This is a genomic window from Streptomyces sp. NPDC094143 (genome assembly GCF_040303825.1).
Lineage (GTDB): Bacteria > Actinomycetota > Actinomycetes > Streptomycetales > Streptomycetaceae > Streptomyces.
In genome coordinates this window covers 70,528-89,926 of the sequence record NZ_JBEOTZ010000022.1, presented here as the reverse complement: position 1 = coordinate 89,926, position 19,399 = coordinate 70,528, and the positions used below count along the sequence as shown (strand labels likewise).

Sequence of the window (19,399 nt, the reverse complement as noted above, 5' to 3'; positions counted from 1 at the left end):
CCTGAAGGGCCGTTGATGTCCCGTCGCTCACATCTCGAACGACTCGTGATGGATACGGCGGGCGGGGACTCCCGCGCCGCGCAGTGCCTCGTAGACCGACTGCGCGAAGCCGGGCGGCCCGCACATGAAGACGTCGTGGTCGCCGATGTCCGGGATCTTCCGCTGGAGGGACTCGGCGGAGATGTCGGGGCGTTCCCCGTCCGGGCTGTTGACCGCGTACATCAGCCGCGCGCCGCGCTCGTCGGCGATCTTGGCGAGTTCGCCCCACAGGGCCAGGTCCTGGGTGCTGTTGGCGCGGTAGAGCAGCGTGATGTCACCGGCGGCGCCGGGCAGCGTCTCGAACAGCGCCCGCATCGGGGTGATCCCCACCCCGCCCGCCACCAGCAGCACCTTGCCGCGGCTGCGGCGCTGCGCGGTCAACGCGCCGTACGGGCCCTCCGCCCACACCCGGGTGCCGGGCGTCAGCTCGCGCAGCCTTTCGGTGTGGTCGCCGATCGCCTTGACGGTGATGCGCAGCATGTCCGGACGGGGCGCCGCCGACAGGGAGTACGGGTGGGAGCTGAAGCGCATGCCCGGCGCCATGAACCGCCAGCGGAAGAAGTGCCCGGCCTCCGCGCCCATCCGGTGCAGCTTGCGCCCGCCGATCAGCACGGACACGATGCCCGGGGTCTCCTCGATGACCGCCTCGACGCGCATGCGGTGCCGCACGTTCAGCCGGATCGGGGTGAGGATCCGGTACCAGACCACCAGCGCGGTCACCACGCCGTACAGCCCGTACCAGAAGGTCTTCGCGGTGGGCTCGACGGCGAATTCGTTGCCCGTGGTGATCTGGTGCCAGAACGTCAGGTACACGGCCGCGTAGGTGAGCAGGTGCACGTGGTACCAGGTGTCGTACCCGATCAGCCGGCGTACGCCGCCGATCGACAGGATCCCGATGACGAACAGCAGGCCGGTGCCGATGGCCGCCTTGCCCATGTCCGGCAGCTGGTTGACGGAGTCGACGGTCTGCTGGACGACGTCGCCGAGCCCTTTGCCGGCCTGCAGCGCGTAACCCCACATGATGAGGAAGACGTGGGCGAGGACCAGGCAGAGCGTGTAGCGGCCTGTCATGGCGTGCCAGCGCGCGACCCGGTCGGTGCCCACCCGCCGCTCCAGTGCCGGGACCCGCGCCATCTGGAGCACCACCAGCGCCATCAGATAGCCGGCGAGCAGGCCCGTGATCCGGCCGGCCGCCACGATCTTGCTCGTGGTGTCCGCGAGGGACGGTGTGTTGTCCCACCACAGCCACAGCACGGCCGCCGCACCCGCCCACAGGGCGATCAGCAGCGGTACGGCCGGGGAGCGGCGCGGGCGGATGCGGCGCATCGTCTGGCGGCGGGCGGCACGGCCGCCTGCGAGCGTGGTGGTCACGGTTCCTCCGTGGGGACTTGACCCTTGGCCCACAGATACGCGCCGGGACACGGGAGTGTTCAGCCGCGTACCGATACGTGTGCGGACAGCCGTGACCGCTGGTGACGGCGGCCGTCACCAGCGCGTGACGGCCGTGCTCCCGCTTTGGGTGCCCACGGCGATGTGCGGCCGCCGTGCGGGGTCCGCCCAGGTCAGGATCCGCCGCATCGCGGCCCCGGACACCGACACGCAGCCGGCCGTCGGGCCCCGCCCGTGGACGTGGAGGAAGATGCCCGCACCCCGCCCCCGCACGGGACGCGCGTAGTTGAAGCCGATGACCAGCGCGTGCGCGTACTGCGTCCGGTAGCCGGCCAGGTGCTCGGACTCGGCGGCCCGGCAGTCGGCCGCGCGGGGCTCGCTCCAGCGGTTGTAGGCGCGGGAGTCGTTGTCCTGGCACCACCAGGAGTCCTGGCGCACCCGGCGGTACGGATACGCCGTCCCGCGCGGCGCCGCCTCGATGCCGAAGGCGTACGGCAGGTCGTACAGACCGGCGGGTGTGGTGTCGGTGCCCTGTCTGCGCGCCTCGCCCTCGACGAGCCCGTTCGCTCCGAAGCGCGCGGGCGCGGAACCCGCCTCGACCCACCGGCCGCCCCGGGTCCGGTTCCACCAGGTGACCGTGCCCGTGGTCGAGGTCCTCGCCGGGGCCACCGCGGTGATGAGCTGGGTGCCGCCGCCCGTGTCGGCCATCCGGGCCGGCAGCGGCGGCGCGGGCGGCCCGGCGCCGAGCAGCAGGAGGGCGGAGACGGTGAGGGCGACGGCACCGGGGCGCATGCCTCAGACCGTAGAGGGCGGCAGTGGCAACGGCAGCCCGGGTAGTCCGTCCAGGCTGGTGGCGATGTGCTCCTTCTTGGCGAAGTACGCGCCGAGCGAGGCGTCGTCCTCCCGGGCGAACCGCTTGCCGTGCAGGTCGCGGTCCTCCTCGTACGTCATGAAGGGCACGGCGTAGCCGCAGGTGTCGCGGACGAGTTCGGCGGTGACGACGATGATCGCGCGCAGGCCGTGCGGGGCCGGGTCGATGTCCGGGAAGCGGGCGAGCAGTTCCCCGAACCGGGGGTCGTCGCGGAAGACCGGCTCACCCCTGCCGTGCACCCGCACGATGTTGGGCGGGCCCTGGAAGGCACACCACATCAAGGTGATCCGCCCGTTCTCCCGCAGATGGGCGATGGTCTCGGCGTTGGAGCCGGCGAAGTCCAGATAGGCCACGGTGTGTTCGTCGAGCACCGCGAAGGAGCCCTTGAGGCCCTTGGGGGAGAGGTTGATCGTGCCGTCGGCGGACAGGGGAGCGGTGGCGGTGAAGAAGACCGGCTGCGCCTCGATGAACGAGCGGAGCCGGCCGTCTATGCCCTCATAAGTCTTTCCCATGTCTAACGATTATGGACGCAGGTCCTTCGACTGTCTAAGGAATTGCGGGATCCGGTCACCTCTGCCGGATCCCGCACGTGTCCGTGGCCGCCCCGGCCGGCGCTCCCACGGGGCGGCCACGGCGCCTGTCACCTCACTTGGTGAGCGTGCAGGCGGCCAGGGAGTCCAGGCCGGCCGGGCGCTCGGCCGTGCGGCCGATGGCGGTGGCGATGCGGTTGATCGCGGCGACGCGCTTGTCCTCCAGCGGGCCGAGAATGGCGTTCTGGACGAAGTTGGGGCCGCCCTGGCCGACGGTGTCGACCAGGCGCTTGTTGGCCTCCTGGATCTGGGTGTCCAGCTGGCCGAGGTTGCGGTCGACCTCGGCCTGGGCGGAGGCCGGGACCGCCGGCAGCCGCGAGGCGACGTCCGGGCAGTCGATCGTGCCGGCCCCGGCGTTGCCCGCCTCGCCCGCGCCGCCCTCTCCGGCACCCGCGCCGCCCTCATCGGCTCCGGCTCCGGCACCCGCGCCGCCCTCATCGGCTCCGGCTCCGGCGCCCGCGCTCGCCTCGGCTCCGGCCCCCGCGCCCGCCTCGCCCGCTCCCGCACCGCCGTCGGCGTCGAGCTGACAGGCCGCGAAGGCCTCCAGGCCCTCGGGCTTGGCGGCGGCCCGCCCGATGGCGGTCTCGATGCGGTTGAGGGCGGCGACGCGCTTGTCCTCCAGCGGGCCGAGGATGGCGTTCTGCACGAAGTTGGGGCCGCCCTGGCCGACGGTGTCGACCAGGCGCTTGTTGGCCTCCTGGATCTGCGTGTTCAGCTGGGCCAGGTTGCTGTCGACCTCCGCCCGCGCCGAAGCGGGGACGTCGGGCAGCCGGGAGGTGACGTCCGGGCACGTGATGGTGCCGGGGCCCGCCAGCGTCCGGGCGTTCGTCCCGCCGCTCCCGGACGTCTCCCCGGCGAGCGCGAAACCGGCGATCGCCGTGCCGGACAGCGCCACCGCGGCCGCGCCGCCGATGAACGCGACGCGACGCTTGTCGTACTTCGGAAGAGCCCTGGACATGGGGGTGCCTCACTAGGGGTCGGTGGGTTCGGTGGGTCCTGTGGGTACAAACGCGGCGCCTGCGTTCGCCGAGAGGTACGGGTAAGCGGTTTCCCGCGTTCAATGGGCTCGCGAATTCCCTCGGCGTGACCGGAAACCGGCCCCGGATCGTCCCGTCAGTCGCCTCGATTGACGAATCATGCAGAACTCTGCATAATCATGCAGGACACTGCCCATGGCGGTGCCCATCCCACCCAGTGAGGAGCGCAGCAGGTGAGCAGCAACAGCGGTGACGTCCGGCTCTGGGGCGGCCGTTTCGCCGACGGTCCCGCCGAGGCGCTGGCGAAGCTGTCCGCGTCCGTCCACTTCGACTGGCGGCTCGCGCCGTACGACATCGCCGGTTCCCGTGCGCACGCGCGCGTGCTGCACAAGGCGGGCCTCCTCACGGACGACGAGCTGACCCGGATGATCGCCGGTCTCGACCAGCTGGAGACCGACGTCGCCGACGGCTCCTTCACGGGCACGATCGCCGACGAGGACGTGCACACGGCCCTGGAGCGGGGCCTGCTGGAGCGTCTCGGCCCCGACCTCGGGGGCAAGCTCCGCGCGGGCCGCTCCCGCAACGACCAGGTCGCCACCCTCTTCCGCATGTACCTGCGCGACCACGCCCGGGTCATCGGCGGCCTGATCGCCGAGCTCCAGGACGCGCTGATCGGCCTCGCCGAGGCCCACCCCGACGTGGCGATGCCCGGCCGCACGCACCTGCAGCACGCCCAGCCGGTCCTCTTCGCGCACCACGTCCTCGCCCACGTCCAGTCCCTCTCCCGGGACGCGGAGCGACTGCGCCAGTGGGACGCGCGCACGGCCGTGTCGCCCTACGGCTCGGGCGCTCTGGCCGGCTCCTCCCTCGGTCTGGACCCGGAGGCGGTGGCCAGGGACCTCGGCTTCGAGCACGGCTCGGCGGCCAACTCCATCGACGGCACGGCCTCGCGCGACTTCGTCGCCGAGTTCGCCTTCATCACGGCGATGATCGGGGTCAACCTCTCCCGGATCGCCGAGGAGGTCATCCTCTGGAACACGAAGGAGTTCTCCTTCGTGACCCTGCACGACGCCTTCTCGACGGGCTCGTCGATCATGCCGCAGAAGAAGAACCCGGACATCGCGGAGCTGGCCCGCGGCAAGTCCGGCCGCCTGATCGGCAACCTGACGGGGCTGCTGGCCACGCTCAAGGCCCTCCCGCTCGCCTACAACCGTGACCTGCAGGAGGACAAGGAGCCGGTCTTCGACTCCATCGACCAGCTGGAGGTCCTGCTCCCCGCCTTCACCGGCATGATGGCCACCCTCACCGTCCACCGCGAGCGCATGGAGGAACTGGCCCCGGCCGGCTTCTCCCTCGCCACCGACATCGCCGAATGGCTGGTCAAGCAGGGCGTGCCGTTCCGGGTGGCCCACGAGGTCGCCGGCGAGTGCGTCAAGGCCGCCGAGGCCGAGGGCAAGGAACTGGACGAGCTGACGGACGAGCAGTTCGCGAAGATCTCGTCCCACCTGACGCCCGAGGTCCGCTCGGTCCTCAACGTCCCCGGAGCCCTGGCTTCCCGCGACGGCCGAGGCGGCACGGCCCCGAGCGCGGTGGCGGTCCAGCTGGCCGAGGTGAAGCAGGACGTGGCCGCCCAGCACGAGTGGGCCGTGGCGAAGCGGCGGGGCTGACGGCGACGCCCTCTCCGGGCGCGGGGAACCGCGCGAACAAGCGAAGACGACCCGCACTCGCCGAAACACCGCCAACGGCCGAGCGCTGAGGCGAAGGTCATCGCGGGTTACGTTGGGTCGGAGCCGAACCGGAGCCGAACCGGAGCCGACCGAACGGAGCAGACGATGCCCTTCGCCCGCCTGGCCACAGCAACGACCCCCACCTGCCACATCGGCCTCGGCCTCGCCGCGGTCGGCCGCCCCGGGTACATCAATCTCGGCCGGGACGAGGACCTCGGCGCGGACCGCAGTGTCGAAGCGCTCCGCACCCGCACCCACGAACTCCTCGACGCCGCCTACGCCCAGGGCGTCCGCTACTTCGACGTCGCCCGCTCCTACGGCCGCTCGGAGGAGTTCCTGGCCGGCTGGCTCAAGGAGCGGCCCGGCCTGGACGACATCGTCGTCGGCAGCAAATGGGGCTACACCTACACCGCCGGCTGGTCCACCGACGCCGAGACGCACGAGGTCAAGGACCACACCCTCGCCACCTACGAACGTCAGCGCGCCGAGAGCGACGCGCTGCTCGGCGACCGGCTCGACCTCTACCAGATCCACTCGGTGACCCCGGACAGCCCGGCCCTCACCGACAAGGAACTGCACGCGAAGCTCGCCGAGGCCGCCGCCCAGGGCCTCACCGTCGGCTTCTCCACCAGCGGCCCGGCCCAGGCCGAGGCGATCCGCGCCGCCCTCGCCGTGACGGTCGACGGCGAACCCCTCTTCCGTACCGTGCAGTCCACGTACAACGCGCTGGAGACCTCCGCCGCCCCCGCCCTAGCCGAGGCGCACGACGCCGGCCTCACGGTGATCGTCAAGGAGGGCATGGCCAACGGGCGCCTCGCCGGGCCGCACGCCCCGGCCGTCGTCCAGGAGATCGCCGAGCGGACCGGACTGGGCTGCGACGCCGTCGCCCTGGCCCTCGTGCTGCGGCAGCCCTGGGCCGGTGTCGTCCTCTCCGGCGCCGCCACCACCGCCCAGCTCGCCTCGAACCTGCACGCCGCCGTGGTCGACCTCGACGACGACCAGCTCACCCGCCTCGCCACACTGGCCGAGGACCCGCGCGCCTACTGGGAGCGGCGCGGACAGCTGCCCTGGCACTGATCTCTCCACCGATCCTGAAGCGAGTCGTGAGTCACGCATGCCCGCGATGAGACATGGATGTCTCATATGGGCTATCGTTGTCTCATGGCTGTCGACCTCGATCACGTGCTGCGCTCCGCCGCGGCCCTGCTGACCCGCAGATCCACCGCGACCATGGACGAGGTCGCCAGGGCCGCCGGCATCAGCCGGGCCACGCTGCACCGGCACTTCGCCGGGCGTGACGCCCTCGTCCGCGCGCTGGAGTCGCTCGGCATCGCCGAGTGCGAGGCGGCGCTGGACGCGGCCCGGCTGGACGAGGGCACGGCGAGCGAGGCCGTGCGCCGGCTCGTCGGCGCCCTCGAACCCGCCGCCGGACTGCTCGCCTTCCTCTACAGCGAGAACCAGCTCTTCGAGGGCGAGGAGCAGAACGCGGGCTGGGCCCTGATCGACGACCGGATCTCCGCCCTGTTCCGGCGCGGCCAGCGCGAGGGCGAGTTCCGCATCGACCTCACGCCGGCCTGGCTCACGGAGGCGCTCTACGGCCTGCTGGCCTCCGGCGCCTGGCTGGTGCAGAGCGGCAAGGGCGCCCCCAAGGACTTCCCGCACATGATCGTCGAGCTGCTGCTCGGCGGCGCACTCAGGAGAGAGGAATCATGACCAGCACCCTGCAGCCGACGACCACGACGGAGGCGGTGAAGCGCCCGGGCCGCTGGCTCGCGCTCGGCGTCCTCGTGCTCGCCGTGCTGCTGGTGGCCGTCGACGCGACCGTCCTCGGTCTCGCGACCCCCTACATCAGCGAGGATCTCGAGCCGTCCGGCACCCAGCTGCTGTGGATCGGCGACGTCTACTCGTTCGTCATCGCCGGCCTGCTCGTCTCCATGGGCAGCCTCGGCGACCGCATCGGCCGCAAGCGGATCCTGCTCGCGGGCGCCACGGCGTTCGGCGCGATATCCGTCCTCAACGCCTACGCCGGCACACCCGAGACGCTGATCGTCGCCCGGGCGCTGCTCGGCGTCGCCGGCGCCACCCTGATGCCGGCCACCCTCGCCCTGATCCGCAACCTGTTCCACGATCCGCGCGAGCGCAGCCTCGCCGTCGGCATCTGGGGCGCGACGGCCTCGGCCGGTACGGCCGTCGGGCCGATCGTCGGCGGCTTCCTGCTGGAGCACTTCTGGTGGGGCTCGGTCTTCCTGATCAACCTGCCCGTGATGATCGTGCTGGTCCTCGTCGGCATCAGGCTGCTGCCCGAGTCGCGCACCACGAACCCCGGCCCCTGGGACCTGATCAGCGTCGTGCTGTCCCTGGTCGGCATGATCGGCATCGTCTACGCAGTCAAGGAAGCGGCGACACACGGCTTCGCCTGGAGCACGGCGGCCGCCGGGCTGCTGGGCGCGGCGGCCCTGCACGGGTTCGTCCGCCGTCAGCTGCGGCTCCCCGCACCGCTGCTGGACATGCGGCTCTTCCGCAACCGCGGCTTCAGCGGGGCGGTGCTCGCCGACCTGCTGACCATCCTCGGCCTGTCCGGGCTGGTGTTCTTCCTCTCGCAGTACCTGCAACTCGTGCAGGGCAGGCGCCCGTTCGAGGCGGGTCTGGCCGAACTGCCCGCCGCCGTCGGCGCGGTGGTGGCCGGTCTGGTCGCGGGGCGTGCGGCCCGCCGCCTCTCGGTGCGCGCCGTCGTCTCCGGCGGGCTCGCGGCGATCGGACTCGCGCTGGCCGCGCTCACCGTGATCGGCCAGTCCACCGGCTACCCGCTGCTGGGGGCGGCGTTGCTGGTCGTCGGCGTCGGTGCGGGCTTCTCCTTCACCGTGACCGCCGACGTCATCCTCTCCAGCGTGCCCAAGGAGCAGGCCGGCTCCGCGTCCGCCGTGTCCGAGACGGCGTACGAACTCGGCGCCGCCCTCGGGATCGCCGTGCTCGGCTCGATCGTGACCGGCGTCTACCGCGACTTCACCGGGCCCGCGGGCACACCGGCCGCCGCTCACGAATCGCTGGGCGGCGCGGTCGAGGCCGCCGCGGGCATGCCCGCGCACAGCGCCGCCGTGATGCTGGACGCGGCCCGCACGGCCTTCGTCGACGGGCTGACGCTCGCGGCGGGCGTCGGCGCGGCCGTCCTGCTGGCCGCCTCGGTCGCGGCATGGTTCCTGCTGCGGGGACAGAAGCTGGAAGACGGCCCGACCGGCCACGCGTGACCCTCACTTGCGCAGCCGGCGAACGCCCCTGAGGGCCATGCCCTCAGGGGCGCGGGGAACCGCGCGACAAGCCCACCGCGACCCGCAGCCGCCGACGCTCCATGGCCACCCGAGCCGAAGGCGCCCCCGGAAACCTACGCCGCTTCCTTCGCCTTGCTCGCGTACATGTCCACGTACTCCTGCCCCGACAACCGCATGACCTCGGCCATCACCGAGTCGGTCACCGCCCGCAGCACGTACCGGTCCCGGTCCATCCCCTCGTAGCGGGAGAACTCCATCGCCTCGCCGAAGCGCACGGTGACCTTGCCCGGCCGGGGCAGCCCCGCCCCGCCCGGCTGCAGCTTGTCCGTGCCGATCATCGCGAACGGCACCACGGGCGCCCCGGTCATCAGGGTCAGGCGGGCGATCCCGGTCCGCCCCCGGTACAGCCGCCCGTCGGGCGAGCGCGTGCCCTCGGGGTAGATGCCGAACACCCGCCCCTCCTCCAGCACCCGGCGCCCGGTCATCAGCGCGGCGACCCCGCCCCGGCCCCCGTCACGGTCCACCGGGATCATGCCGACGCCGGTGAAGAACCAGGCCATCAGCCGGCCCTTGAGGCCCTTGCCGGTCACGTACTCGTCCTTGCCGATGAAGAAGACCTGACGGTCGCAGACCAGCGGCAGGATCATCGAGTCGATGAACGTCAGGTGGTTTCCGGCCAGGATGACGGGACCGTCGCCGGGAATGTGCTCCGCGCCCTCCACCTGTGGGCGGAACATCAGGCGCATGACCGGGCCGAGCACTGCCTTGATGAGCGCGAAGCGGGACAACGGACCCTCCGGTGTCAAGGGATTCACTATGAGTCTGTGCAGGTGAGGACGATACTCGCGGGCGTCGGGGTCGCGCACATCGGGCACGGCGACTTCACCGACGCCTTACGCACTGTTGACGCGTGTTTACCTGCGGTGGCGTGTCGCCGACGGTCCGTAACGCGGTCGACATGGTGTGACGCACATCGCCCCCGGGCCTTGCGGGACGCGTTCCCGGAACGGCAGCGCCGAATCGGGCCGGACGCGACAAACCGTCAGTTCCCCGCCCCCGCCGGCCCAGTGACATCCCCCGTCACCCGCGTGTTCCGCGCGCGGTCTCCCGCCGGTCATGTACGCGCCCCTACGATCGGCCCGCACGGACGAGCCGACGGCAGGGAGGGCGCTCATGGGAACGCAGGAGTCGAACGAAATCACGGGTGGGACCGGACGGCGGGCCCTGCTCGGCGCGGCGGTGCTCAGCGCCGGCGGAGCGGTCCTCGGCATGACCGGCACGGCCAGAGCCGACGGGCACGGCGGCGGGGGAGTGCGCAGCCTGCCCAAGCCGACGATCATCGGCCACCGGGGCGCCAGCGGCTACCGCCCGGAGCACACCTTCGGCTCCTACCAGCTGGCCCTCGACATGGGCGCCGACATCGTCGAGGCGGGCGATCTGGTCCCGACGAAGGACGGCCACCTGGTCTGCCGTCACGAGCCGGAGATCGGCGGCACGACCGACGTGGCCGCCCACCCCGAGTTCGCCGACCGCAGGAAGACCAAGCTGCTCGACGGCGTCTCCACCACCGGCTGGTTCACCGAGGACTTCACGCTCGCCGAGCTGAAGACCCTGCGCGCGACCGAGCGCATCCCGGCCAACCGCCCGCACAACACCCTCTACGACGGGCGCTGGGAGATCCCCACCTTCGAGGAGGTCCTGCGCTGGCAGGACGAGCAGACCCGCAAGCGCGGCAAGCAGGTGTGGATCTACCCCGAGCTCAAGCACCCCACCTACTTCCGCAAGCAGGGTTTGCCCCTGGAGGAGCGCGTCGCCAAGCTGCTGCGCAAGTACCGCAAGGACCGGCGCAACTCCCCGGTCATCCTGCAGTCGTTCGAGCCGACCAGCATCGAGCGCCTGAACAAGCTCGTCGACAACCCGCTGGTGGTCCTGCTGTCGTCGGCCGGCTCCCGCCCCTGGGACTTCGTCGAGACCGGCGACCCGCGCACGGTGGCCGACCTGGTCAAGCCGGCCGGCCTCAGGGAGATCGCCTCCTACGCCCAGGGCATCGGGCCGACCCTGGACCTGATCATCCCGCGCGACGCCAAGGGCAACCTCACCCGCCCGACCACGCTCGTCGCCGACGCCCACAAGGTCGGGCTGATCCTGCACCCGTACACCCTGCGCAACGAGAACCCCTTCCTGCCCGCGGACTTCCGCAAGGGCGCGGACCCGGACGCCTACGGCGACGTCTTCGGCGCCTACCGGACTTACTTCGCGACCGGCATCGACGGCGTCTTCACCGACCACCCCGACACCGGCCTGCTGGCCCGGGAGGACTTCCGCAACGGCTGAGCGGCAAGACGTGAGCGCACACCCACCGTTCGAGTGAGGTTCGGCCGCCCGGGCAACCCGCCGCCCGGGCGGCCGCGTCGCTCCGCATATGACGCATGACCTGGTCACCGCCCTGGGCCCCCTGCTCACCGCCGAGGCCTCGGCGGAGGCAGATGCCGCCGGAGCCGAGCCCGGCGATCTGGAGCAGGCGGTCTGGCTCCGCCTGCTGGAGCGCCTCGACGCCGACGGCCCGCCGGCCGACCCCGAGGGATGGCTGCGCCGGGCCGTCCGCTCCGAGGTGCGCCGCAGCCGTCGTACCAGCCGCCTCGAACGGCCGTACGCCCTCGAACCGGTGGACGACGGCGGCCGTGACCCCGAGGAGCTGGCCCTCGCCGCGGCCCGCGGCCGGGTCCTGCGCGAGGCCGTGCGCCGCCTCCCGGGCCGCTGCCCGCGGCTGATGGAGGCCCTGCTGTCGCCCAAGGACCTGACATACCGGGAAATCGCAGGGGAGTTGGGTATCTCACAGGGGAGTCTCGGCCCGGAACGTTCCAGATGCCTGGGATGTCTGCGCAGATTGCTCACACCGGAGGTTGCGGCCCGCTGAGGACGGGGATAGGAGTGAGGAACCACCGGTGATCAGATGAGCGGGAGGCGTGCGCACATGGGCATGAGCGTGACCATCTCTGCGGCGACCGAGCAGGACGCGGAGCAGATCTTCAGGCTGCAGTACCTGTGCTTCCAGACGGAGGCGGCGCTGTACGGGAACTACCGCATCGACCCGCTGGTCCAAACCCTCGACTCGGTCCGCCAGGAGGTCGCCCGGGACTGCGTCTTCGTCGCCCGGCTCGGTGAGGAGGTCGTCGGCTCGGTCCGCGGCTCGGTCACCGAGGACGGCGCCGCCGCGATCGGCAAGCTCTGCGTCCACCCCCGCCTCCAGGGGCACGGCATCGGCGCCCGCCTGCTCCGCGCGGCCGAAGCGGCCCTGGCCGACCGGCACGGCGCGACCCGCTTCCGCCTGCACACGGGCCACCGCAGCGAGGGCAACCTCCGCCTCTACCGCAAGGTCGGCTACGAGACGGTGGGCACGCTGCAGGGCGCGGACGGCGTACCGATGATCGTCCTGGAGAAGCCGGCCGGCACCTACGCGGCGACGGCTTGATCTTCGCCCCTCAGGGGCGCGGAAACCGCGCGAGCGACCACCCACGACCCGCGGCCGCCTGACGAACCTCAGGCGGCATCCCCCCGGGGCACTCCCCTGCGCAACCAGTAGATCGCGGACAGCGGCAAGAGCACGGGGATGAAGAGGTAGCCCATCCCGAAGTCGGACCAGACGGTCGCGTCCGGGAACGCCGACGGCTCGATCAGCGTCCACGTCCCCACCGTCAGCACACCCGCCAACTCGGCGGCACAGCACGCCAGGGCGGCCCTCCGCGCCGTCTCCCCGCCCCGCACCAGCGAGTAGGTGATGAACCCGTACACGACACCGGCCACGGCCGACAGCGCGTACGCCAGCGGGGCCCGGTCGAACTCGGTCGCGATCTGGTACGCGGAGCGCGACACCGCACCCACGACCATCACGCCGTAGAGCCACACCAGCAGCGTCCCCGGGCCGGACGTCAGCCGCCGGCGGCTCACCTCAGCCTCCCCAGATGTCATAGAGCCGCACCTCCAGCACCGCCAGCACCACGCCACCCGCGGCGACCGTCACCGAACCCCACCGGGTCCGCTCGGCCAGCGACATGAACCCCGCGGCCGGCACACACGCGAACGCCCCCAGCAGATACGCCACGAAGATCGTCGTGCCCTGCTCCGGCTTCTCGCCCCGCGCCAGCAGCACGATCCCGACCACCAGCTGGACCAACGACAGCAGGGTGACCACGGCCATCCCGATGAAGTGCCAGTCCTTCGTCGGCTGGTCACGGTAGGCCGCCCAGCCGCACCAGGCGGCGAGCAGCAGCGCGGCGACGCCGGTCACCAGCGTCAGGACAGTGAGCATGCAGCGACCTTATTACGGCCGAAAAGGCCCGATGCTTCCGCCCCTGGCCCGCACCGTAGGGTCGAGGGCATGACGATCCGCGCACACGCCCTGCTGTTCGACAACGACGGAACCCTGGTCTCCTCCCTCGCCTCGGTGGACCGCTGCTGGGCCCGGTGGGCGGCGGAGTACGGGATCACGCCCGAGCGGTTCGCGCGGATCGAGCTGCACGGCCGCCCGGCCGCCGAGATAGCCGCCGACCTGCTGCCGGCCGAGATCGTGCCGGAGGCCGTCGCCCGGATCGAGGACCTGGAGGTCGACGACGTCCCCAACGGCGGTGTGCACCTGCTGCCCGGCACCCGCGCCTTCCTCGACGCCCTGCCGGCCGACCGCTGGGCCGTCGTCACCTCCGCCACCCGGCGGCTCGCCGAGGCCCGGCTCGACGCCGTCGGCATCCTGCCCAAGACGCTCGTCGCCGCCGACGACGTCACCCGGGGCAAGCCCGACCCCGAGCCCTACCTGCTCGCCGCCCGCGCCCTCGGTGTCGACCCCGCCCACTGCGTCGTCTTCGAGGACGCCCCCGCGGGCCTCGCGGCCGGCCGCGCCGCCGGCATGACGACCGTGGCGTTGACCACAACCCACCAGGCCCGCGAACTCCGGGCCGACCTGGTCGTCAAGAACCTGTCGGCCCTGTCCGCACTGGTCACCGAGGAGGGCGTGGAGATCGCCGAGCGCCCCTGACCGACGGCCGCCCCTGTCCACCGCTGTCCAGCATCCGGACAGCGGCGGCTTGTCAGGACCGTACACGTGTTTTACTGACCGCATGACCACGACGAGCGACCGCATTCCCGCGACCGAGGCGACCATGACGCCCGGTGCTCGTTGTATGTGTCGAATGTGCGCCTGCTAGAGGGCCCCCGCACCACCCCCGAGCTCGCGCCCCGAAGCGAGACCGCGGCCCGTCCGCGAGCGCTGAGCGCCGCGTGACACCGAGCCGCCCCGCGCACATGTTCTCTCCGGTTCCACGCCCCAGCGAGAACCGTGCCGCGTCCCCGAACGAACGCACCCGTGCCCGGGACCACCCACGCCCGCGCACTCGACTGTGACGGAAACCCACGTGATCACCACCACGGACCTCACCAAGGTCTACCGTGCACGCGGCCGCGAGGTCACCGCCCTGGACGGCGTCGACCTGCACGTCCGCGAAGGCGAGGTGTACGGCGTCATCGGCCAGTCCGGCGCCGGCAAGTCCTCGCTCATCCGCTGCGTCAACCTGCTGGAACGCCCCACCTCCGGCACCGTGAGCGTCGACGGGCAGGACCTCACCGCCCTGGCCGGCCGCGGCCCGCGCGCCGGGAGGGAACTGCGCCGGGCGCGCAGCCGCATCGGCATGGTCTTCCAGCACTTCAACCTGCTGTCCTCCCGGACCGTCCAGGACAACGTCGAACTGCCCCTGGAGATCCTGGGCAGGACCGGCAAGGAGCGCTCCCGCAAGGCCCTCGAACTGCTCGACCTGGTCGGCCTCGCCGACAAGGCGGGGTCCTACCCGGCCCAGCTCTCCGGCGGCCAGAAGCAGCGCGTCGGCATCGCCCGCGCCCTCGCCGGCGACCCCAAGGTGCTCCTCTCCGACGAGGCCACCAGCGCCCTCGACCCGGAGACCACCCGGTCGATCCTGGCGCTGCTGCGCGACCTGAACCGGCAGCTGGGCCTGACCGTGCTGCTCATCACGCACGAGATGGACGTCGTGAAGTCGGTCTGCGACTCGGCCGCGCTCATGGAGAACGGCCGCATCGTCGAGTCCGGCACGGTCAGCGAACTCCTGGCCACCCCCGGCTCGGAACTGGCCGCCGCGCTGTTCCCGCTCGACGGCGAGGCCTCCGGCGAGAACCGCACCGTCGTCGACGTCACCTTCCAGGGCGAGAGCGCCACCCAGCCCGTCATCTCACAACTCGCCCGCACCTACAACATCGACATCTCGATCCTCGGCGCCGCCATCGACACCGTGGGCGGCCTCCAGGTCGGCCGGATGCGCATCGAACTGCCCGGCCGCTACGAGGACAACGTGGTGCCGATCGGCTTCCTGCGTGAGAAGGGCCTGCAGATCGACGTCCCGGGCCACGAGTCCGCGCTGGTGAAGGAAGGTGCCAAGTGACCTGGTCCGAGATGCAGCCGTTGCTGGAGCAGGCGTGTTGGGACACGCTCTACATGGTCGGCTGGTCCACGCTCATCGCCGTCGTCGGCGGCCTCCCGCTCGGCATCCTGCTGGTCCTCACCGACCGCGGCGGCCTGCTGCAGAACCTCGCCGCCAACAAGGTCATCGGGCAGGTCGTGAACATCGCCCGCTCCCTGCCGTTCATCATCCTGATGGTCGCGCTGATGTCCTTCACCCGCTGGATCACCGGCACGACCATCGGCCGCGAGGCAGCCATCGTGCCGCTCGCCGTCGGCGCCATCCCGTTCTTCGCGCGGCTGGTCGAGACGGCCGTGCGCGAGGTGGACCACGGGCTCGTCGAGGCCGTGCAGGCCATGGGCGGCAACACCTGGACCATCGTCCGCAAGGTCCTCGTCCCCGAGTCCCTGCCGTCGCTGATCTCCAGCACCACCACCACGGTCGTCGCCCTCATCGGCTACTCGGCCATGGCGGGCACGGTCGGCGCCGGCGGCCTCGGCGACATCGCCATCCGCTACGGCTACCAGCGCTTCGAGACCGGCCTGATGTGGATCACCGTCGCGATCCTCGCCGTCGTCATCTCCCTCATCCAGTTCGCCGGCGACTACGCGGCCCGCTCCCTGCACCGGCGCGGCGCCCACTCGGGACCCGCCCCGAAGCTGCGGCTGCTCAAAGCCGCCTCCTGAACCCCCCGTTCACCCACGACGGGGTCGCATCCTCGCAAGGTCATAAGGAAAGGCACTTTTCGTGCGTAACACCGCCAAGATCACCACTGCCGTCCTCGCCGCCGGAGCCCTCACCCTCGGGCTCACCGCCTGCGGCGGCGACAGCTCCTCGGCCACCGACGGACCCCTGATCGTCGCCGCCAGCCCCGTCCCGCACGCCGAGATCCTCACCTACGTGAAGGACAACCTGGCGAAGAAGGAGGGCCTGGACCTCGAGGTCAAGGAGTTCACCGACTACGTCACGCCCAACACGGCGACCCAGGACGGCTCCGTCGGCGCCAACTACTTCCAGAACAAGCCGTACCTCGACGACTTCAACAAGAAGAACGGCACCGACATCGTGCCCGTCGTCACGGTTCACCTGGAGCCGCTCGGCCTCTACTCCCGCAAGGTGAAGAAGGCCGACGACCTGAAGAGCGGTGCGACCGTCGCCATCCCCAACGACACCGTCAACGAGGCCCGCGCCCTCAAGCTCCTCGCCGCCAACGGGCTCATCACCCTCAAGGCGGGCGTCGGCAACGAGGCGACCCCCTCGGACATCACCAAGAACCCCAAGAACCTGAAGTTCAAGGAGCTGGAGGCGGCCCAGACCCCGCGCTCCCTGGACGACGTGGACGCCGCCGTCGTCAACGGCAACTACGCCATCGAGTCCGACCTCGAACCCGCGCAGGACGCCCTCGTCCTGGAGTCGCCGAAGAACAACCCCTACGGCAACTTCCTCGCCGTGAAGAAGGGCAACGAGGACGACCCGCGCGTGAAGAAGCTCGCGAAGCTCCTCACCTCGCCCGAGGTGAAGAAGTTCATCCAGGACAAGTACGCCGGCTCCGTGCTCGCCTCCTTCTGAGCCCGCACCCGGCAGCCGTGAGCACGGGGTCCTCCCTGCCCCGGTGGGGGAGGGCCCCGTGGTGCGGATCAGTGCTTTCATGCTGCATGCTGGGCAGTTCAGCAGGCCCCGAAGGTTCCCGAAGGTTACGGAGCGGCGCATGACGAGCACCTTCCCCAACGTCTCCATCAGCACGGAGCGGTTGGTCCTGCGCCCCTTCGAGGAGCCGGACGTCCAGGCGTTCGCCGACATGATGAACGACGAGCTCGTCACCGCCTGGACCTCCGTCCCGCACCCCTACACCGAGGCACACGCCCGCACCTGGATCACCGAACGGGCCCCCGCCGAACGGACCGAGGGCCGCGGCATCGTCTTCGCCGTCACCGAGTTCCTCACCCAGCGCCTGGTCGGCGTCGTCCACCTCAAGAACACCGACTGGCGCATCCGCTCCAGCGAGATGTCCTACGTCATCGCCCCCTGGGCCCGAGGCGAGGGCTACGCCTCCGAGGCCGCGCTCGTCACCGCGCGCTGGCTGTTCGACGACCAGAAGTTCGAGCGCCTCGAACTGCGCACCGCCGCCGACAACACCGCCTCCCAGCAGGTGGCCCAGAAGATCGGCTGCATCAGCGAGGGCGTGCTGCGCGGCGCCTGGATAGCGCGGACCCGCACCGGCAGCGGGGAGTGGACCGAGATGCGCACCGACCTCATCGTGTGGAGCCTGCTCCCCGAGGACCTGGAGGGCGTCGGCGACCAGCTGCCCGGCGGTTTCACGTCCTTCGGCGACTGGAACTGACCGGAACCACCCGGCGCGCGACGGCGGCGACGGCACCGGCGCTTCCGCCGCAACCTCGACCGGGTACCCTCACGGAGCCCGCACGCGGGCCGCACCCCGACACGACACACAGACGACCTGCGCAAACCCCTGGAGACTGACGACGATGGCCGACCGGGTCACGGTGATCGGCTGGGACGGTTCGCCGCTGACCACCGCGGCACGCGCCGCGCTGGGCGCCGCGACACTCGTGGCGGGCGCCGCCCACCACCTGGCACTCCCCGAGGTACCCGCGGGCGCCGAGCGCATCCGCCTCGGCAGCGTCGCCCTCGCCGCGCGCCGCATCGCCGCCCACCGCGGCACGGCCGTCGTGCTCGCCGACGGCGACCCGGGCTTCTTCGGCGTCGTACGCGCCCTGCGCGCCCCCGAGTTCGGCCTGGAGGTCGAGGTCGTCCCCGGCGTCTCCTCCGTCGCCACCGCCTTCGCCCGCGCCGGCATGCCCTGGGACGACGCGGAAGTGGTCGTCGCGCACCCTCGCACGCTGCGCCGCGCCGTGAACGTGTGCCGTGCCCACCCCAAGGTGGCGGTGCTCACCTCACCGGGCGCCGGCCCCGCCGAACTCGGCCTGCTCCTCGAAGGAGTCCACCGCTCCTTCGTCATCTGCGAGGAGCTCGGCACCGACCACGAGCGCGTCACGATCGTCACCTCCGACAAGGCCGCCGACCACACCTGGCGCGACCCCAACGTCGTCATCGTCCTCGGCGGCCCGACCCGCCCCGACACGGCCGGGGAGACCGGCGGCTGGCTCGCCGGCCGCGACCCCTCCGCCGGTCCGCGCGGCTGGTCCCTGCCCGCCGAGGCCTACGGCGGCGACCTCGGCGAGGGCGAGACCCAGCTGGTGCGCGCCGCCCAACTCGCGCGCCTCGGGCCCCGCGTCGGCGACCTCGTGTGGGACATCGGCTGCGGCAGCGGCGCCTTCGCCGTCGAGGCGGCACGCGCCGGCGCCGCCGTCCTCGCCGTCGACAGCGACCCGGCCGCCTGCGCCCGCACCGACGCGACGGCCCGCCGCCTCGGCGTCCAGCTCCAGATCGTGCACGGCACCGCCCCGCACGTCCTGGAGAACCTCCCCGAACCGGACGTCGTCCGCGTCGGCGGCGGGGGAGCGGCCGTCGTCTCGGCGGCCGCCGACCGGCGCCCGCAGCGCATCGTCACGCACGCCGCCACCCGCGACGCCGCCGAACTCATCGGCCGCGACCTGACGGAGCACGGCTACGGCGTCGAGTGCGCCCTGCTGCAGTCCGTCGAACTCGACACCCGGGCCTGGTCGGAGAAGGAGCGGAGCGTCGCGTTCCTGCTCAGCGGCGTTCTGCCGAAGCGCGGTGCCTGACTCCGCGGACGCCCCCGCGACCGTCCCCGTGATCGGTTTGTCGTACTGCGCGCGGTAGGCTGGCCGATCGCTGCACCGCACGCGGACGTCCGGCAGTTCGTCGGCCAATGTCCGGAAGACCCGCCCGTTTTGGGGTGAGTGTGGTACGGCAGAACCGGAGGACGCGCAACGTGGCGCAGTCCACAGCGGAACCGTCGCGGATCAAGCTGCCGTGAGGGTGCCACGGCCGCAACAATGCCAGTGAATGGCTTTGTCGCCTTTTCCGGGCGGGCCGTTCGTGCCGCTGGGGACGCACGCTCGTTCTTCACTGTGGGGCGGTCGGTGCGCCGTTCCGGGTGAGCTGGTCGTAGGAGCACTAACCGATGGGCGAGGGGT

Annotated in this window: 20 protein-coding genes; 13 read left to right on the top strand and 7 right to left on the bottom strand. The window is 71.7% G+C overall.

Annotated elements, in window-relative coordinates; translation table 11 throughout:
- Nucleotides 1–27: 27 nt before the first annotated feature.
- The 4 genes from ABTZ58_RS25875 to ABTZ58_RS25860 all read right to left on the bottom strand — a co-directional run bounded on the left by ABTZ58_RS25875 (nucleotide 28) and on the right by ABTZ58_RS25860 (nucleotide 3,847).
- Nucleotides 28–1,410, bottom strand: a complete 1,383-nt coding sequence (locus tag ABTZ58_RS25875; protein ID WP_309096228.1) for a ferredoxin reductase family protein — start codon at nucleotides 1,408–1,410, stop codon at nucleotides 28–30.
- A 114-nt stretch (nucleotides 1,411–1,524) separates the two neighbouring features.
- Complete coding sequence (locus tag ABTZ58_RS25870) at nucleotides 1,525–2,220, bottom strand: L,D-transpeptidase family protein (protein ID WP_351361176.1); 696 nt, start codon at nucleotides 2,218–2,220, stop codon at nucleotides 1,525–1,527.
- Nucleotides 2,221–2,223: 3 nt separating this feature from the next.
- Nucleotides 2,224–2,811 (bottom strand): pyridoxamine 5'-phosphate oxidase family protein, encoded by a 588-nt coding sequence (locus ABTZ58_RS25865; RefSeq protein ID WP_351361173.1) that lies wholly within the window; start codon nucleotides 2,809–2,811, stop codon nucleotides 2,224–2,226.
- A 133-nt stretch (nucleotides 2,812–2,944) separates the two neighbouring features.
- Nucleotides 2,945–3,847 (bottom strand): hypothetical protein, encoded by a 903-nt coding sequence (locus ABTZ58_RS25860; protein WP_351361170.1) that lies wholly within the window; start codon nucleotides 3,845–3,847, stop codon nucleotides 2,945–2,947.
- Between the two features lie 252 nt (nucleotides 3,848–4,099).
- Between ABTZ58_RS25860 and argH the strand changes: the two genes are divergently transcribed.
- From argH to ABTZ58_RS25840, 4 genes are all read left to right on the top strand, one after another.
- Entirely contained in the window at nucleotides 4,100–5,533 is a 1,434-nt protein-coding gene (gene argH, locus ABTZ58_RS25855) for an argininosuccinate lyase (protein WP_351361167.1), read from the top strand.
- Nucleotides 5,534–5,698: 165 nt separating this feature from the next.
- Nucleotides 5,699–6,670: an aldo/keto reductase gene (locus tag ABTZ58_RS25850; protein ID WP_351361164.1), complete on the top strand. Its 972-nt coding sequence runs from the start codon at nucleotides 5,699–5,701 to the stop codon at nucleotides 6,668–6,670.
- 84 nt (nucleotides 6,671–6,754) lie between these two features.
- The gene (locus ABTZ58_RS25845; RefSeq protein ID WP_309096222.1) at nucleotides 6,755–7,306 is read left to right on the top strand and encodes a TetR/AcrR family transcriptional regulator; all 552 of its coding nucleotides are present in this window, start codon (nucleotides 6,755–6,757) and stop codon (nucleotides 7,304–7,306) included.
- Entirely contained in the window at nucleotides 7,303–8,838 is a 1,536-nt protein-coding gene (locus ABTZ58_RS25840) for an MFS transporter (protein ID WP_351361161.1), read from the top strand. Before ABTZ58_RS25845 ends, ABTZ58_RS25840 begins: the two co-directional genes overlap by 4 nt.
- 134 nt (nucleotides 8,839–8,972) lie before the next feature.
- Here the strand turns inward: ABTZ58_RS25840 and ABTZ58_RS25835 are convergent, their stop codons facing one another.
- The gene (locus tag ABTZ58_RS25835) at nucleotides 8,973–9,647 is read right to left on the bottom strand and encodes a lysophospholipid acyltransferase family protein (RefSeq protein ID WP_094057175.1); all 675 of its coding nucleotides are present in this window, start codon (nucleotides 9,645–9,647) and stop codon (nucleotides 8,973–8,975) included.
- Nucleotides 9,648–10,032: 385 nt separating this feature from the next.
- Between ABTZ58_RS25835 and ABTZ58_RS25830 the strand changes: the two genes are divergently transcribed.
- The 3 genes from ABTZ58_RS25830 (at nucleotide 10,033) to ABTZ58_RS25820 (ending at nucleotide 12,331) form a co-directional block, all read left to right on the top strand.
- Nucleotides 10,033–11,193 carry a glycerophosphodiester phosphodiesterase gene (locus ABTZ58_RS25830; protein WP_351361158.1) on the top strand — a complete coding sequence of 387 codons (1,161 nt, stop codon included), beginning with the start codon at nucleotides 10,033–10,035 and terminating at the stop codon, nucleotides 11,191–11,193.
- Between the two features lie 88 nt (nucleotides 11,194–11,281).
- Nucleotides 11,282–11,776 (top strand): RNA polymerase sigma factor, encoded by a 495-nt coding sequence (locus tag ABTZ58_RS25825; protein ID WP_351361156.1) that lies wholly within the window; start codon nucleotides 11,282–11,284, stop codon nucleotides 11,774–11,776.
- 57 nt (nucleotides 11,777–11,833) lie between these two features.
- A complete protein-coding gene (locus ABTZ58_RS25820) occupies nucleotides 11,834–12,331 on the top strand; it encodes a GNAT family N-acetyltransferase (protein ID WP_351361318.1) in 498 nt (165 codons plus the stop codon).
- A 68-nt stretch (nucleotides 12,332–12,399) separates the two neighbouring features.
- Here ABTZ58_RS25820 and ABTZ58_RS25815 read toward each other — a convergent pair whose 3' ends face one another.
- Nucleotides 12,400–12,828 (bottom strand): hypothetical protein, encoded by a 429-nt coding sequence (locus tag ABTZ58_RS25815; RefSeq protein WP_351361153.1) that lies wholly within the window; start codon nucleotides 12,826–12,828, stop codon nucleotides 12,400–12,402.
- Nucleotides 12,809–13,168 (bottom strand): hypothetical protein, encoded by a 360-nt coding sequence (locus ABTZ58_RS25810; protein WP_351361150.1) that lies wholly within the window; start codon nucleotides 13,166–13,168, stop codon nucleotides 12,809–12,811. The genes ABTZ58_RS25815 and ABTZ58_RS25810 overlap by 20 nt, the downstream gene beginning before the upstream one ends.
- Nucleotides 13,169–13,237: 69 nt before the next feature.
- On the opposite strand from ABTZ58_RS25810, the gene ABTZ58_RS25805 reads away from it, so the two are divergent.
- The 6 genes from ABTZ58_RS25805 (at nucleotide 13,238) to cbiE (ending at nucleotide 19,024) form a co-directional block, all read left to right on the top strand.
- Complete coding sequence (locus ABTZ58_RS25805; protein ID WP_351361147.1) at nucleotides 13,238–13,888, top strand: HAD-IA family hydrolase; 651 nt, start codon at nucleotides 13,238–13,240, stop codon at nucleotides 13,886–13,888.
- 376 nt (nucleotides 13,889–14,264) lie between these two features.
- Complete coding sequence (locus ABTZ58_RS25800) at nucleotides 14,265–15,299, top strand: methionine ABC transporter ATP-binding protein (protein WP_351361144.1); 1,035 nt, start codon at nucleotides 14,265–14,267, stop codon at nucleotides 15,297–15,299.
- The gene (locus ABTZ58_RS25795) at nucleotides 15,296–16,003 is read left to right on the top strand and encodes a methionine ABC transporter permease (protein ID WP_311684267.1); all 708 of its coding nucleotides are present in this window, start codon (nucleotides 15,296–15,298) and stop codon (nucleotides 16,001–16,003) included. Before ABTZ58_RS25800 ends, ABTZ58_RS25795 begins: the two co-directional genes overlap by 4 nt.
- Nucleotides 16,004–16,064: 61 nt before the next feature.
- On the top strand, nucleotides 16,065–16,886 hold the full coding sequence (locus ABTZ58_RS25790) for a MetQ/NlpA family ABC transporter substrate-binding protein (RefSeq protein ID WP_351361141.1): 822 nt from the start codon (nucleotides 16,065–16,067) through the stop codon (nucleotides 16,884–16,886).
- A gap of 139 nt (nucleotides 16,887–17,025) precedes the next feature.
- On the top strand, nucleotides 17,026–17,658 hold the full coding sequence (locus ABTZ58_RS25785) for a GNAT family N-acetyltransferase (protein WP_351361138.1): 633 nt from the start codon (nucleotides 17,026–17,028) through the stop codon (nucleotides 17,656–17,658).
- Nucleotides 17,659–17,803: 145 nt separating this feature from the next.
- Nucleotides 17,804–19,024: a precorrin-6y C5,15-methyltransferase (decarboxylating) subunit CbiE gene (cbiE, locus tag ABTZ58_RS25780; RefSeq protein ID WP_351361135.1), complete on the top strand. Its 1,221-nt coding sequence runs from the start codon at nucleotides 17,804–17,806 to the stop codon at nucleotides 19,022–19,024.
- Nucleotides 19,025–19,399: the final 375 nt, after the last annotated feature.

Coding starts and splice junctions, on each gene's coding strand:
- ABTZ58_RS25870 (WP_351361176.1), bottom strand. CDS start 2,220: ATGCGCCCCGGTGCCGTCGCCCTCACCGTCTCCGCCCTCCTGCTGCTC.
- ABTZ58_RS25865 (WP_351361173.1), bottom strand. CDS start 2,811: ATGGGAAAGACTTATGAGGGCATAGACGGCCGGCTCCGCTCGTTCATC.
- ABTZ58_RS25860 (WP_351361170.1), bottom strand. CDS start 3,847: ATGTCCAGGGCTCTTCCGAAGTACGACAAGCGTCGCGTCGCGTTCATC.
- ABTZ58_RS25850 (WP_351361164.1), top strand. CDS start 5,699: ATGCCCTTCGCCCGCCTGGCCACAGCAACGACCCCCACCTGCCACATC.
- ABTZ58_RS25845 (WP_309096222.1), top strand. CDS start 6,755: ATGGCTGTCGACCTCGATCACGTGCTGCGCTCCGCCGCGGCCCTGCTG.
- ABTZ58_RS25840 (WP_351361161.1), top strand. CDS start 7,303: ATGACCAGCACCCTGCAGCCGACGACCACGACGGAGGCGGTGAAGCGC.
- ABTZ58_RS25830 (WP_351361158.1), top strand. CDS start 10,033: ATGGGAACGCAGGAGTCGAACGAAATCACGGGTGGGACCGGACGGCGG.
- ABTZ58_RS25825 (WP_351361156.1), top strand. CDS start 11,282: ATGACGCATGACCTGGTCACCGCCCTGGGCCCCCTGCTCACCGCCGAG.
- ABTZ58_RS25820 (WP_351361318.1), top strand. CDS start 11,834: ATGGGCATGAGCGTGACCATCTCTGCGGCGACCGAGCAGGACGCGGAG.
- ABTZ58_RS25815 (WP_351361153.1), bottom strand. CDS start 12,828: ATGACATCTGGGGAGGCTGAGGTGAGCCGCCGGCGGCTGACGTCCGGC.
- ABTZ58_RS25810 (WP_351361150.1), bottom strand. CDS start 13,168: ATGCTCACTGTCCTGACGCTGGTGACCGGCGTCGCCGCGCTGCTGCTC.
- ABTZ58_RS25805 (WP_351361147.1), top strand. CDS start 13,238: ATGACGATCCGCGCACACGCCCTGCTGTTCGACAACGACGGAACCCTG.
- ABTZ58_RS25785 (WP_351361138.1), top strand. CDS start 17,026: ATGACGAGCACCTTCCCCAACGTCTCCATCAGCACGGAGCGGTTGGTC.
- cbiE (WP_351361135.1), top strand. CDS start 17,804: ATGGCCGACCGGGTCACGGTGATCGGCTGGGACGGTTCGCCGCTGACC.